A 13,862-nucleotide genomic window follows, 5' to 3' on the forward strand; every position below is an offset into this window, starting at 1 on the left:
CCCATGACGACGGACGAGCCCTGGCTCTCAGCGACCCAGCAGCAGGTCTGGCGTCGCTGGGTCGCCGTCACCGGCGAGCTTCCCGCGCGGCTCAACCGCGAGCTGCAGGCGACGTCCGGCCTGTCGCTGAGCGACTACGACGTCCTGGTCGCGCTCAGCGAGGCCATGGACTCACGACTGCGGGCCGGCGATCTCGCCACCGCGCTGGCCTGGGAGCGCAGCCGCCTCTCCCACCACGTACGCCGGATGGTCGGCCGCGACCTGCTCGCCCGCGAGGAGTGCGCGGACGACGGCCGCGGGGCGTGGGTCGTGCTGACGCCGACCGGGCGCGACGCGATCGCCCAGGCGGCTCCGGGGCACGCCCGACTGGTGCGCGAGCTGGTCTTCGACGACCTGGACGATGCCGACCTCGCGGTCCTCGACCGGGTGCTCGGCATCGCCCTCGACCGCACCCGCGGTCGGGAGTGACGCCGGAGTGATGCGGGCCCGGCTCAGTCAGCCAGGCGGGCGGGGAACCCGCCGGTGGCGACCGGCCCCCAGCGCGTCGGCGTGATGCGCAGCAGCGACTTGCCCTGGTCGCGCATGGCCTGCCGGTACTCGTCCCAGTCGGGGTGCTCCCCCGCGATGCAGCGGTAGTAGTCGACCAGCGGCTCGACCGAGTCGGGCGGGTCGATGACCTCGCACGTGCCGTCGACCTGCACCCACGCGTCGTTGAACTCGTCACCCAGCACCAGCACGGTCACCGCGGGGTCGCGGCGCGCGTTGGCCGTCTTCGCCCGCTCCGGGTACGTCGAGATCACCAGCCGCCCCTGCTCGTCGACTCCCCCGCTCACCGGGCTGGCCTGCGGGCTCCCGTCCTGGCGACGGGTGATCAGCACGAAGTGGTGCCGCGGTCGGACGAAGTCGAGCAGCTCGTCGAGGTCGACGCGGTCAGCGGTGGCGATGGTCCGAGGCATGTCACCCACTCCACCACATCCCGCCCACCCCTCTCCCAACGCGACCCGCCCCGCGCCGGCTGAGGTGCGAGGCCGGCCACGGCCGAGCCTCGAAGCCACCCCCAGCCGACCCACCCAACCGGCCCGACGCCGGCTGAGGTGCGAGGCCGGCCACGGCCGAGCCTCGAAGCCACCCCAACCGACCCACCCAACCCGGCCGAACGGTGGTCGAGGAGGCCGCCCGCGGCCGTCTCGAGACCACGCCAGCCGCCAGTTGTCCACAATCACCACGACGCCTCTGTCCCTCGTGACTGACAGTGACTAATCTCGGCCGCACCGGTTGTTCTCGGGGAACGACCACGTGGGGATCGAGGTCCTTCGATGCGTCATCGCCTCCCGGGCGCCGTCCTGCTGGCGCTGCTCACCGTGACCGTCGCCGGGTGCAGCGACGACCCCGACCCCGAGGTGCCCGACCCGACTTCCAGTACGCCGGCGCCAACCTCGACGTCGTCTGAGCCGACGTCGGAGCCGACGACGACTGCGCCAACATCGACACCCACACCTGAGCAAGAAACTGCAGAAGCATTCCTGCGGAGGTTTGGCGACCTTGAACGAACAATGGAAGAGACCGGAGAAACCGGTCCGTACCGGGCAATCAGCGAGGGTTGCGAGGCTTGCGACAACCTGGCTGACGCCGTTGAGCGGTACTACGCCGCTGGCGGCAGCGTGTCTTGGGACGGCTGGAAGGTACTCCGGGTTCGCCCGTACGACCGGTTGATCAAGGGGTCGTACCTGATGAGCGTCGACGCCACTCCGACGGTCTACCGGGAGTCATCGAGCGGTCCTAAGAAGCGCCTGGCAGGCGGGCGTACCGACTACGTGTTCAAGCTGAAGCGGAAGGGGACGTCGTGGGTCGTTACAGACAAGGATCGACTCGTCTCCTAGCGATAGCGGTCGCTGTCGTCGTGGCTTCCGGAACATCCGCGCACGCCGACCCGGACGTGGGCGGCACGCTTGGCGACGTGTACGGAACGGAGGTGTACACCGGTTCCGAGGCCGCGGCCCTGTTCGCGTCCTCTGGCTCATCGGGCGACGGCCACACCTACGCCGTCCGCCCCAAGTGCGGCGACGCCAGCAACGGCGAGGCCATCTGCAGCCAGGTCCAGGAGTGCACGTCCGACGACGGCGACCAGGGGATCATGATGATCCTGCTGCGCGACGGCGAGACCTACGGCGAGACCTGTCTCAGCGACACCCAAGCCGGCAACCTCGGCGTCATCACCCCCGGCCTGGTGCTCCGCGAGTTCAAGCGCCTGACCTGGCCGGAGAGTCCGCTGACCATCCAGCCGCCGGGCGGCAAGACCGCGGTCAACTTCACGACGTACTTCTTCACCGACAACGTCGCGCCCACGACCCAAACCGTCACGATCATCGGCCAGGAGGTCGAGATCGAGGCGACACCGACCAGCTACCGCTACCGGTTCGACGCGCACGACGCGGTGGAGACCCGCAGCGCCGGCGGGCCCTACCCGAGCGGCGACGTCACCCACGAGTACGCCTACCAGGGCGGCGCCCGCCCCTCCGTCGACACCGTCTACTCCGGCCGCTACCGGGTCAACGGGGGCGGGTGGCAGGACATCCCCGAGACCGTCACGGTCGAGGGCGCCCCCGTCGCGCTGCGGATCGTCGAGGTGCGCCCGACGCTGGTCGCCCCGGGCGCTCCCTAGGCTCATGGCGTGACCACGCTGCGCCCCGCCACCCCCGACGACATGGCCGAGCTCGCCGAGCTCTGGCACGCCGGATGGCACGACGCCCACCCCGGCCACGTGCCGGCCGAGCTCACCGCGTCACGCACGCTGGCGGAGTTCCAGCACCGTGCGCCGGGCCGCACCGCCGACACGACGGTCGCCGAGGTCGACGGCGAGCTCGCGGGGTTCGTGATGGTGGTCGGCGACGAGGTCGAGCAGGTCTACGTCGCGGCGCCCCACCGTGGGTCCGGGGTGGCCGACGTACTCCTCGACGAGGCCGTGCGTCAGGTCGCGGCCGGCGGCCACGACGAGGCGTGGCTCGCGGTGGTCGAGGGCAACGCCCGGGCCCGTCGGTTCTACGAGCGCCGGGGCTGGCGCGACGAGGGCGCCCTGCCCTACGAGGTCACGTCGGGTGGGCGCACTCTCGTGTCGCCGTGCCGTCGCTACGTGGTCTTGATCCCCCACGAGTAGCGGACCCGCTCGCGGTCCTCGACCGCACCACGGCTGGCGAACGTCGCGCGGGCGCCGGCGTTCTTGTCCTCGGTGCCGGTCACCACCCAGACGGCACCGCACTGGGTGTCGATGGCGAGCGCCTCGAGCCGGTCGAGCATGGCGTGGGCGATGCCGCGACCCTGCTGGGCGTCGTCGACGCGCATGTCGTAGAGGAACATCTCGGTGCCGCCGTCGGGATAGGTCATCTCAATGACGACGACCATGCCGATCGGGCGCTCCCCGTCCCAGGCCAGGATGAGGTGGTGGCTCGAGTCGCCGAGGAACCGGCGTACGGCGGAGGGGTGCAGCTCGTGCTCGAAGAGGTGCGCGGCCGCCTCGACGTCCTCGGGGGTGACCGCCAGCCGGATGTCGACGACCCCGCCCTTGACCTCGACGGTCGTCGTGGTCGTGTCCTGCAGCGACTCGGTCATACCTGCTCCCTCGCGTTCACTGCCGTCGCCACCCTGGCGATGGCCTCATCGATCGGTACGCCGTTGTCCTGGCGGCCGTCGCGGTAGCGGAATGACACCGCACCCGCCTCGATGTCGTCGTTGCCGGCGATCATCATGAACGGCACCTTCTGCAGCTGCGCGTTGCGGATCTTCTTCTGGAACCGGTCGTCGGAGTGGTCGACCTCGACCCGCAGCCCCTGCAGCTTCATTCGGCGGGCGACGTCCTGCAGGTAGTCGCCGGCGAAGTCGGCGACCGGGATCGCCTGCACCTGGACCGGAGCGAGCCACGGAGGGAACGCGCCGGCGTAGTGCTCGACGAGGACGCCGATGAACCGCTCGATCGAGCCGAACTTGGCCGAGTGGATCATCACCGGCTGCTGCCGGGTGCCGTCGGCGGCCTGGTACTGCAGGTCGAAGCCGGCGGGCTGGTTGAAGTCGTACTGGATCGTCGACATCTGCCAGGTGCGGCCGATGGCGTCGCGGGCCTGGACCGAGATCTTGGGCCCGTAGAACGCGGCGCCGCCCGGGTCGGGGACGAGCTCGATGCCGCTGTCGAGCGCGACCTTCTCGAGCACGCCCGTGGCCTCGGCCCACTGCTCGTCGGAGCCGACGAACTTGTCGGGCTTGGAGTCGTCGCGGGTCGACAGCTCGAGGTAGAAGTCGTCGAGGCCGAAGTCCTTGAGCAGCCCGAGGACGAAGTCGAGGAGGTGCTGAACCTCGCCCGGCGCCTGCTCCTTGGTGACGTAGGAGTGCGAGTCGTCCTGGGTCAGCCCGCGCACGCGGGTCAGTCCGTGCACGACGCCGGACTTCTCGTAGCGGTAGACCGACCCGAACTCGAACAGCCGCAGCGGCAGCTCACGGTAGGAGCGGCCCTTCGACCGGAAGATCAGGTTGTGCATCGGGCAGTTCATCGCCTTGAGGAAGTAGCGGCTGCTTTCGAGCTCCATCGGCGGGAACATCGTGTCCTCGTAGTAGGGCAGGTGCCCCGAGAGGTGGAACAGTCCCTCCTTCGAGATGTGCGGGGTGCCGACGTAGTCGAAGCCCTCCTCGATGTGCCGCTGGCGGACGTAGTCCTCCATCTCGCGCTTGATGACGCCACCCTTGGGGTGGAAGACCGCCATGCCGGAGCCGATCTCGTCCGGGAACGAGAACAGGTCGAGCTCGCGACCGAGCTTGCGGTGGTCGCGCTTCTCGGCCTCGGCGATCCGCTCGAGGTGGGCGTCGAGCGCCTCCTTCGAGGGCCAGGCGGTGCCGTAGATGCGCTGCAGCTGCTTGTTCTTCTCGTCGCCGCGCCAGTACGCCGCCGCCGAGCGCATCAGCTTGAACGCCGGGATCCGCTTGGTGGTCGGCAGGTGCGGGCCCCGACACAGGTCGGACCACGCCACCTCGCCCTTGCGGTTGACGTTGTCGTAGATCGTCAGCTCGCCGGCGCCGACCTCGACGCTGGCGCCCTCGGCGACCTCGGAGCCCTCGGTGGTCGAGCCCCCCTCGGTGATCGAGCCCCCCTCGGTGATCGAGCTTGTCGAGATCTTCCCCTTGAGCCCGATCAGCTCGATCTTGTAGGGCTCGTCCTTGAGCTCGTCGAGCGCGTCGCCATCGGTGGTCACGCGCCGCGTGAAGCGCTGCCCCTCCTTGACGATCTTGCGCATCCGGGTCTCGATCTTGTCGAGGTCGTCGGGCACGAACGGCGTGGGCACGTCGAAGTCGTAGTAGAAGCCGTCGACGATCGGCGGGCCGATGCCGAGCTTGGCCTCGGGGAACAGCTCCTGCACCGCCTGCGCCATCACGTGGGCGGTCGAGTGGCGCAGGATGTCGAGGCCGTCGGGGCTGTCGATCGCGACGCTCTCGACCTGGTCACCGTCGACCAGCTCGTAGGAGAGGTCCTTGAGCTGGCCACCGACCCGGGCCGCGATCACGTCGGTGTCGTCGGCGTACAACTCCCAGGCCTTGGTGCCGGTCGTCGTCGTCCGCTCCTCACGCTCACCGGCGTGGATGCGGACGACCTTGATCTCGGACACAGGGGGGCCTCTCGGTGGTACGACGGGTGGTCGCCGCAGCCTATCGGCGCGCCCGGGCGCGCCTCGCCCGGGATTGGCTCGGCGCGCTCAGCGCATCTTCGAGGCGACCTGGCGCAGGGCCGCCCTGCGCTGGGTCGGGGTCAGCCTGCCCTGCAGGGAGGTCCAGCGCGGGGCCTCGACGGAACGCACCGTGGGCGTCCGTGCCTTCTTGGACCCGCTGGAACCAGTCGTGCCGGTCGTCGTCGCTGAGCTCATGATCTTCCTCCGTTGTCTGACGGTACTAGGTGGTGTGCTGAACCGTAGGTGGCGCCGCCGACACAACCCGGAGCAACCGTGTCGCCACGGCGGCGATGAGCGCCTGCGCCACGAAGCTCCCCCACAAGATCGCCGTCAACGCCCGTGCGTCGGCCGGCACCGTGACCAGCACGATGGCGACGGCGTAGAGCAGCAGGGCGGTCGTGATGTTGAGCAGCCTCGGCAGGAACAGCGCCCGAGCGACCCACGCATGCTCCGGCGTCCGGGCCTGGACGGAGAGGAACAGCGCCGGGACGGCGAGTGCGGCGGCGGCCACCGCGCCCCCGCGGTTGGCCTCCAGCGCCGCTCGGACGACCTCGGCCCGGGCGGCACCCACCAGCAGCAACACCGCCACGAAGACTGTCGCGAAGCAGGTCTGCCGGACGATGCCGTCGGCCACGGGCTCGAGCTGCACCCGCGCCCGCACGCCCGAGCCGTTGGCGGGCGCGAGCTCGTGGAGCCCGGTGAGGTGTGCGGTGCTGCCACCGTCGATGTGCGGCCCGGGCACGGGCAGCGGCTCGTCGTGCTCGTCCAGGAGAGTCACCGACGCGACCCGCAGGCCGACCGGTGCCCTGAACTCGAAGTGTGCGGAGGCGGCTGCATCGGCCAGCGACAGGACGAGGTCCATGGACCGCCCCTCCTGCGAGAGGGCCCAGTCCGAGAACCGCCCGGTCACCTCCTCGGTGACGGCGACCTTGATGACGACGCGCCGATCGACGTAGTCGAGGGGTAGGAGCACGGCGAACAGGAACGAGGACACGAGGTCGGACGTCAGAGCCAGGACCGCGGCCACCTGGTCAGGGTCGGAGGTGGGTGCTGCCTCGACCGCAGCACGGACCCTCGCGACCGCGAGGTCCATCCGGTCGGGGTCGTTGGCCATGACCGCAGCGCCGATGGCCTCCCGGACGACGGCCGTGACCCCGCCGACGAGGAGCCGCTCGAATGCCTCGATGAGCATCGCAGCCACGAGCTCGCCGTTGTCCTGGCGGCCGAAGACAGGGAGCGGGCGACCGTCCGGGCCGACCGTGTCGAGGCGGCGGAGCGGCACCTTGGTCATCAGCGTCAGCGGGGTGACGACGCCGCCACTGCGCCTGATCGCCAGGTCATCGCTGACCGTCAGGTCGAAGCTGATGCGCCGCGTCGTCTCGCCGTCGCTCTCGAGGTCGGTGCGGTCGACGCGCCGGTGGATCCACTCCGGCTGGCCGGTCAGCAGGTCGAAGAGCCGGGAGGCGTCGCTCGCGCCCGCTGACGCGCCGGTCTGGGTCATCGCCACTCCCGAGGAGGCAGGTATCGAGCAGGTGGCTCGAACCTAGCCGGAGGCGGGGACAGTCGCGTCTGCTCCTGTCACCGCGCCTCCGTCTCGCGCTCAGGCCTCGTCGCGGTAGCGCTTGGCCGCGCCCAGCCGCACGGTCAGCAGCTCGGCGTTGACCTGGCGCGGCGTGGTGAAGTCGCCCTCGGTGGAGTAGAGGCCGGCGTACGCCGCGGTGTCGCGCTGGTAGCGCCACCCCTCGGCGAGCGGGCCGACGTCGTGGGTGTCGTAGCCGAGGGAGTCGATGAAGTCGCCGGCCGTCTTCTTGGCCGCGTCGTCGTCACCGGCGATCGCCAGCACACTGCGCTCGGGGCTGCCGGCCGGGCGGGCCAGCGTCAGGAGGTGCTCGAAGTAGATGTTGTTGAACGCCTTCACGACGTGCGACTCGGGCAGGTGCGCCTGGAGCAGCTCGGAGGTGGTCGTCGACTCGTCGTCGAGCTCGGCGATCTGGCCGTCGCGCTCGGGGTAGTAGTTGTTGGTGTCGATGACGACCTTGCCGGCCAGCGGCTCGACGGGTACGTCGCGGTAGGACTTGAGCGGGACGGTCACGACGACGACGTCGCCGGCCGCAGCGGCCTCGGCGGCGGTGGCGGCGCGGGCCTTCGGGCCGAGCTCCTCGACGAGGTCGGCGAGCGTCTCCGGGCCGCGGCTGTTGCTGAGCACGACGTCGTGGCCGGCGGCCACGGCGAGCCGGGCGAGGGTGCCGCCGATGTTGCCGGCGCCGATGAGTCCAAGGGTGATCGGGGTGGTGGTCATACCAGGCACATCGCCCTCAGCGGGCCGTCTATTCCGACTTCACCCCCAGGGCTGGTCTCAGCACCCGTCGATCATCAGCGCGGGCCGCACGCTCCCCCGGGTCACCCCGACCAGGGTGATCTTGTCGGTGCTCCTGAGCGGCCCGTCAGCGACGAGCGCCTCACCGAACAGGAACCCGATCCACAGGCGGTTGGGGCCTGTGCCATAGCTGACGAAGCGTCCCCACTGCTCGTAGCCGATGTTCTTGGGCGCGCTGAGCTTGGCGCCGTAGATCTTCTTGACAGCCGCGACGGTGTTGCCGACGCCGATCGCCTTCGGCGTGCGCACGTGCTTGCCGAAGACGTCCATCTCGGTGATCCGACCACCCTCGTCGACGAAGACGGCGTACTCGCGGTTGAAGGGGTACGTCGGTCGCAGCGGCACGGTCGTGCCCTCGCAGGCACCCGGGGTGTCGGCAACCATCTCGCCGGTGGCGACGGCCTGGGCCTTGGTCATCCGCGCCGTCACCTGCCCGACCCGACCGGGGTAGAGGTAGCGCTTGGCCGGCGCCGCCTTGGCGGCCGGCGCCTGGTCCCCCGCGCTCACGGCCGGCGAGCTGGGGGCGAGCACCGCCGCGAGGGCGGCACAGGTCAGGGCGGCGAGGGTGACACGAAGTGGCTTCATGTCCGCAAGCTAGGGACGCGGTCTTCGGGTTGTCTTAGCGGAACCTTCGTGCCGGCGCCTCTCGACCCCGCCGGACACCAACGGCGCCGCGAGCCGGCTTACGATGCCGCACGAAGCGATCGATGTCTCGGCTAAGGGGCTGCCACGCTGCACTCGGCGACCGCGTGGCGCAGGTCGTCGTCGAACGAGCCTGCCTCAGGGACTCGAGAGAGACGCCCTTCAAGATCATCCGGGCTGAGAATCGGTTCTGTGTGGCCGAGATCGGTGCGAGACAGCACGAGGTCTCGGCTGCCGACCGTCACACGCAACTGATCGATCCACGTAGGCAGTTGATTGTGGAGGGACATGACGATCGCGGTGCGCTGCTCCAAGGTCAGGCGCATGTCATCGGGTTTGCTGAAAGAGACCTCGAGCCGGTCGCCAATGGCGCTTGCCGTGACGGCTGCCGAGTAGAGCCCACCCAGATCGTCGTAGAGGTTATCCGCGTAGCACTGGAGTACCTGTTCGGCTTCACTCTGACCGATCTCGAGGGCGGCCTTCTCGACTCCTGGGATGGGTGTGTCCCGCACGAATTGCGACGCTGAACCGAACGGAGCCCACGACGACGGGGTGAGGAGCAGAGCGAAGCCAAGGGACAACACCACGACGGCTACGGATGCCGCCGTCAGTTGATTCTCGCTCATTCGTTTAACCGAGGTGTCAAGTCGGAGCCGCAACGCCGACTTCTTACTCACACTGAGCCAGACGAGGACGGCAAGCAGCGCCGCGAGGTAACGAGGCCCGTTGGACCAAACGCCCATGCGGACGGCTGCGGCAGTGACCCAGCCCTCGTTGTCCTCCGCGTCGGGGGCGCCCAGCCACGCCAGACCGGCCGCAACGGCCCCCGCAACCACCATCGCCAAGACGACCAAGATCAATGCTCTGATGAGCTTGAAAGGTTTGATGAGAGCCGTGAAGAACGGTTGGAACGCGCGGCGTAGAAGCACGAACGGCGCCACTAGCAGGTCGGCGGCCCCAACATTGCCCTTCGGGCCTTTCCTGTCCGCTGCCGCGATCACGAGCACCGCAAGAATGGTTAGAGCAAGCCCTGGGATGGGCCAGATTGAGGTGAGCGCACCCAACGGGATCGCGAGGAAGACCCAGCTCAACCGCTGCAACTTCTTGGCGCTGCTGCTCAGCTCACGCTCAAGCGATCGGACGGGAGTCTGAGAGCTCGGGGTTGCTCCCTCTGGTGCTCTGGGCCCCCCGGGTGCTTGAGGCCGGTTGATGGGTCCCACGCTGAGCGGACGGTCCTCAAGCGGACCTCGAGTTTCGTTAGTCATGGGGGCTGACCTTCCTCTCTTCCTGCAGAAGGAGTTGGCGGTACGAGCGCCGGAGGATCTCCAGCTGTGAAGACACCGACTGTGGTGGGTTGGCCTGGTCTGCCCTGTCTGCCAATCCCGCAGCGCTCAGACAGTAGGCCTGCTTTCTGCGGCGATCCGCAGACTTGGTGCGAGGCAGGAGAGCGAAGCTGCGTCGCAGCAGGGCCTTGTGATCAGACCAGTCGAGAGCCTGGTCGGCAACCAAGGTTTCGAGTCGCCGCAAGCCACCGGAGCCCTCACACATGTGAGGGCATCCCACACAGAAGACGGATTGGGGCACAGGGTCCAGCGTCATCGATCCCGACGCAACGACCTGTGGCGGTGACGAGGTGGTGTGGAGTTCATCGACGTCGATGAGCGCGGCCTCCGTGGCGGTCGACGTGTAGACGATCGCTCGCCGAGTGGCCAGGCGTGCGACGTCGTCGACCTGTGCGTCGTCGAGGACCATGGCGGCGCCGAGGCTCTTCCGTTCCGCCTCTTCGACAACACGATGGATGATCTTCGTCCCGGTCAGCTTGCTGACGCCGGGATGCAGACTGGAGGGGGCCTGGTCTACGACGATAAAGCCTTCGCCGGCTGAGCGCAGTTCCGCGATCGCGTCGACGAACACCTCGACGCCGGAATCGCGGCCGCTGCCAGCGCGCAGCACTCTATGTGCTTCTTCGAGGACGGTCAGGTGGCGAAGCACCCCGTGGGAGGGATGCGCTTCCACGTGGGACACCAGGCCAGCAATGAGCAGCCCAAACATGAGCGATCGTTCCGAGGAACCGGTGAACGCGCCAAGCTCGATGAGCGTCGGTCGACCCATGATGCTGGCCCAGTCGATTGTGGCCCGCGGACCGCCGAGGAGAGCGCGGCCCATGGGCCCGGCGGCGAGATACTCGATGCGCCCCAGCAGCGACCCCTCCAGGTTCGAGCGCACGTCGCCGCTGAACCTTGAGTTTCTGATCGTGGCACCGAGCTCGCGGTACAGGTCTCGTAGCGTCGGTTGCTGCTGCGACGTCTCGTACAACCTGTGTACGACTCGAACAAGCTCCAGGTGCGCCAGGGGCCACTGCTCGGACAGATCGAACGCCGAGTCGAACGCTGCGATGACCCTGCCGGCGTGGGCGAACCGGTCGACACCGTCGGGGATCGACAACGGGTTGAACGCTGGCGAGTGCGGCGTCAGGCGAATGACGGCGACATCGCGACCTTCTGCGGCGAGGTTCGCGAACAGAGATCGGTAGTCGGACTTCGAGGGGTCCAAGACCAGGAACGGAACGTCGAGTTCCTCGAGTGCCCGGGTAAGCAACAGCTGGACGGTTGAAGACTTGCCGAACCCGGGAAGCCCCGCTACCAGGGTGTGCCGGTTCAGGTCGGCCGTGGTCAACCGTAGGCGTTCACCCGCCGAGGTCGTACCCAGGCCGATGGATGTTTGCTGAGTCTCCAGCCCTACCGCCCTGCCACGACTGATGGAGCTGACGCGCTGCGTGGCGAGGCCAGCGAGACCGCCGGACGGGGAGATGGGTAGACGGAACGCGGTGTTCGCTTCCATCGGATCGAACATGTAGGCCAGACGTGCGAGGTCAGCATCAGCCGGTTCCCTCCAACTGATACTGCGGCAGTCCTCCAGCAGAGCAGCACACGCATCGAGCTCGCTTGGGCTCTCAGGGACGAGCACCGCTGCCGTCCCGAACCAGCTGTCGGTCCCAGCCTCGAAGGACCTGGTGAGGTCCGTGCTAAGCGACTCAGCCAACCCGGGCGAGAGGGGCGCGTTACTGGCCAGCATCATCCGAAGGTTCGCGCACCCCTTTGGCAACAGGCGAAGCCACCGCCGGTACGCCTGCAGTACGGCGTGGCCAAGGGGATTCTCCTTGCTGGCGAGGAGGTTTGTCACCAGGCGACGCACCTCGTCCTGGAGGAACAACGCGATGTCGGCCGGGAAGTCGACCGGTTCGAGGTGGACGACCAGCACTGTCTCCGCGCTCTGCAGACGCAGTTGGCCGAGCGAGTTCAACAGCGCCTGAGCACTCCACACCCACGGAAACAGCACCGGGTCGTCGGAGTAGGTGTCCTCGAACGACGGATCCAACTTGTCGATGGCGCGTCTAATCTCAGCAACGTGGCGGGAAGTCAGTTGGTCCCCGTCCACGACACCGAGGGTCGCCGCCACGTCATCCTTGGCAACTGACTCCAACGGGTATTCGGGCGGGAGCGCGGTCAGTACGATCTGGTTCAACGTTCGCACGGCTGCCTCGTCAGCGCCCGCACCCACCAGCTGACAATCGATCGTCCCTAGGTCCGGCCTCGCCACAAACCGCAGCTGCAGACTCGTACCCCGAGGCGCACCCGCAGTCACAGCCCGGAGAAACGAGATTTGCCGTCCGAATGCTTCCCGGATGGGGCTGCCCGTCAGCGTCAATCCCGTGGGGTTGCCAAGAAGGTCCGGAAGCCAAGGAACCGAGGTCACCCAGGCATAACGACCAGCCCGGATCTGAAGTATCGGCGACTCATTGCGGCCAGCCATCAACCGCCCGCGATCTCGAGAACTACCGCGCTCGCCCTGAGCAGGTCTCGCAACGGAACCAACAACTCTGAGTCAGGCACCGTCAGATCCCTGAGCACGGGCCCCAGCCGGATCTTCTCGCTCCCCACCTGGATCCGAACGACATCGCCCTCGGCCAGGACCCGGATGTGAAGGTCGGCCTCAGCAAGTGCTGGCTGCACCGAGGCCAGGTACTTCTCGACGATCTCCTCGATAGTCGAGACGTTGTCGATCGTGAGGACCCTCGAGGCATCAACGTGATGCCCGTACACCGCGACAGCCTCGTCGCCAGAGGGCAGCTCCCCCGTGCTCACAACCACTACCGTCGTCTCGGCGCTGAACTCGGAGAGACTCAACCCGATTGGTTCCCCCGGCAGACCGCTCTTCTTCCAGAACGATGCCAGCGTCTTGTCACGTTCGAGCGAGGTCATGCTCCACGACGAGGGTTCCGGACTGGCCAGCTCCGGCGTCCAGCGCCCCGCGACAGAGTTCGACCGAAGGACCTCCCCCACCAGCTCAAGACCTCCGACCCGCCGCAGGCTCTCCATCTGCTCGATCATCGCCAACCGGACCTCGTGATCCTGCTGGCGCTGCAGAGCAACCAGCTCGGGATTCTCGAGCTCGTTCAAGCTCAAACCTCGCCGTTGTGCCGTCTCGGCGGCGGCCAGGTCCTTCGCCGATTGCAGCTCGCGGTCGATCGTGAGTGTGTGCTCGAGTTCTAGCGCCTTCTCCGCCAATTCTCGCGCCTTACGAGCCGCAGCCTCTCGGACCCGAATGAATTCAGGATCCCAATCGGCCCGTACCCGTTGGATGCTGCGGACGACGAACAGACCATCGAGGAGCCGCTCCAAGCCCGCCAGGCGTGAGGTCAGGTTGCCCCGTTCGTAGAGATCCTGCGCGGTCGAGTCCCGCAAGGCGTCCCGGACAGCAGCGTCGAGGGCGTTGCCGACTTCGGCGTCCAACAGATCAGCGAAGTTCTTGCCCTTCTGCGCGACGTAGTTCTTGAGCCCGGCGAAGTCGTCCGACCGATCGACGGCAATGCGGAGATCAACCTCGACACCCGAGACGCCATAAGGACCCTGCACAACGACGTTGCTGACGTACTTCTGGATCGGCACATCTTCGGTACTGACGATGATGCCCTCAGGCGCCAGGGTGAGCGGGAGACCCCTGCCGCGGCGAAGCTTTCGACCAGGCTGAACTACGTCACACGGAGCGCCGAACTTCAGCGTGAGCATCACCGTGCCGGTCTGCACGTTCAGTGGTGGCTTTAACGTGAACAGGTCGCTCACGAGATCATGCAAGCT

General features: G+C 67.9%; 14 protein-coding genes. 4 read left to right on the forward strand and 10 right to left on the reverse strand.

What is annotated here, in order from left to right; translation table 11 throughout:
• Nucleotides 1-3: 3 nt before the first annotated feature.
• On the forward strand, nucleotides 4-468 hold the full coding sequence (locus FJQ56_RS00620) for a MarR family winged helix-turn-helix transcriptional regulator (RefSeq protein WP_140007287.1): 465 nt from the start codon (nucleotides 4-6) through the stop codon (nucleotides 466-468).
• A 23-nt stretch (nucleotides 469-491) separates the two neighbouring features.
• On the opposite strand, the gene FJQ56_RS00625 is transcribed toward FJQ56_RS00620, so the two are convergent.
• Complete coding sequence (locus FJQ56_RS00625) at nucleotides 492-956, reverse strand: PPOX class F420-dependent oxidoreductase (protein ID WP_140007288.1); 465 nt, start codon at nucleotides 954-956, stop codon at nucleotides 492-494.
• Between the two features lie 360 nt (nucleotides 957-1,316).
• On the opposite strand from FJQ56_RS00625, the gene FJQ56_RS00630 reads away from it, so the two are divergent.
• From FJQ56_RS00630 to FJQ56_RS00640, 3 genes are all read left to right on the forward strand, one after another.
• Entirely contained in the window at nucleotides 1,317-1,880 is a 564-nt protein-coding gene (locus FJQ56_RS00630; RefSeq protein ID WP_140007289.1) for a hypothetical protein, read from the forward strand.
• Nucleotides 1,881-1,972: 92 nt separating this feature from the next.
• On the forward strand, nucleotides 1,973-2,662 hold the full coding sequence (locus tag FJQ56_RS00635; RefSeq protein ID WP_140007290.1) for a hypothetical protein: 690 nt from the start codon (nucleotides 1,973-1,975) through the stop codon (nucleotides 2,660-2,662).
• A 9-nt stretch (nucleotides 2,663-2,671) separates the two neighbouring features.
• Nucleotides 2,672-3,154: a GNAT family N-acetyltransferase gene (locus FJQ56_RS00640; protein ID WP_246083925.1), complete on the forward strand. Its 483-nt coding sequence runs from the start codon at nucleotides 2,672-2,674 to the stop codon at nucleotides 3,152-3,154.
• Here FJQ56_RS00640 and FJQ56_RS00645 read toward each other — a convergent pair.
• From FJQ56_RS00645 to FJQ56_RS00680, 9 genes are all read right to left on the reverse strand, one after another.
• A complete protein-coding gene (locus FJQ56_RS00645; RefSeq protein WP_140007291.1) occupies nucleotides 3,127-3,606 on the reverse strand; it encodes a GNAT family N-acetyltransferase in 480 nt (159 codons plus the stop codon). The genes FJQ56_RS00640 and FJQ56_RS00645 overlap by 28 nt on opposite strands.
• On the reverse strand, nucleotides 3,603-5,645 hold the full coding sequence (gene thrS, locus FJQ56_RS00650) for a threonine--tRNA ligase (protein WP_140007292.1): 2,043 nt from the start codon (nucleotides 5,643-5,645) through the stop codon (nucleotides 3,603-3,605). The genes FJQ56_RS00645 and thrS overlap by 4 nt, the downstream gene beginning before the upstream one ends.
• A gap of 87 nt (nucleotides 5,646-5,732) precedes the next feature.
• Nucleotides 5,733-5,900 (reverse strand): hypothetical protein, encoded by a 168-nt coding sequence (locus tag FJQ56_RS21910; protein WP_170215214.1) that lies wholly within the window; start codon nucleotides 5,898-5,900, stop codon nucleotides 5,733-5,735.
• A gap of 25 nt (nucleotides 5,901-5,925) precedes the next feature.
• On the reverse strand, nucleotides 5,926-7,206 hold the full coding sequence (locus FJQ56_RS00655; protein WP_140007293.1) for a hypothetical protein: 1,281 nt from the start codon (nucleotides 7,204-7,206) through the stop codon (nucleotides 5,926-5,928).
• 99 nt (nucleotides 7,207-7,305) lie between these two features.
• A complete protein-coding gene (locus FJQ56_RS00660; protein WP_140007294.1) occupies nucleotides 7,306-8,004 on the reverse strand; it encodes an NADPH-dependent F420 reductase in 699 nt (232 codons plus the stop codon).
• A 57-nt stretch (nucleotides 8,005-8,061) separates the two neighbouring features.
• Entirely contained in the window at nucleotides 8,062-8,667 is a 606-nt protein-coding gene (locus FJQ56_RS00665) for a hypothetical protein (protein ID WP_140007295.1), read from the reverse strand.
• Nucleotides 8,668-8,798: 131 nt separating this feature from the next.
• Nucleotides 8,799-9,815, reverse strand: a complete 1,017-nt coding sequence (locus FJQ56_RS00670) for a hypothetical protein (RefSeq protein WP_140007296.1) — start codon at nucleotides 9,813-9,815, stop codon at nucleotides 8,799-8,801.
• 166 nt (nucleotides 9,816-9,981) lie between these two features.
• Nucleotides 9,982-12,258, reverse strand: a complete 2,277-nt coding sequence (locus FJQ56_RS00675) for an ATP-binding protein (protein ID WP_140007297.1) — start codon at nucleotides 12,256-12,258, stop codon at nucleotides 9,982-9,984.
• Nucleotides 12,259-12,536: 278 nt separating this feature from the next.
• Entirely contained in the window at nucleotides 12,537-13,847 is a 1,311-nt protein-coding gene (locus tag FJQ56_RS00680; protein WP_140007298.1) for an SPFH domain-containing protein, read from the reverse strand.
• Nucleotides 13,848-13,862: the final 15 nt, after the last annotated feature.

This window comes from Nocardioides plantarum, from assembly GCF_006346395.1.
GTDB classification, from domain to species: Bacteria; Actinomycetota; Actinomycetes; order Propionibacteriales; family Nocardioidaceae; genus Nocardioides; species Nocardioides plantarum.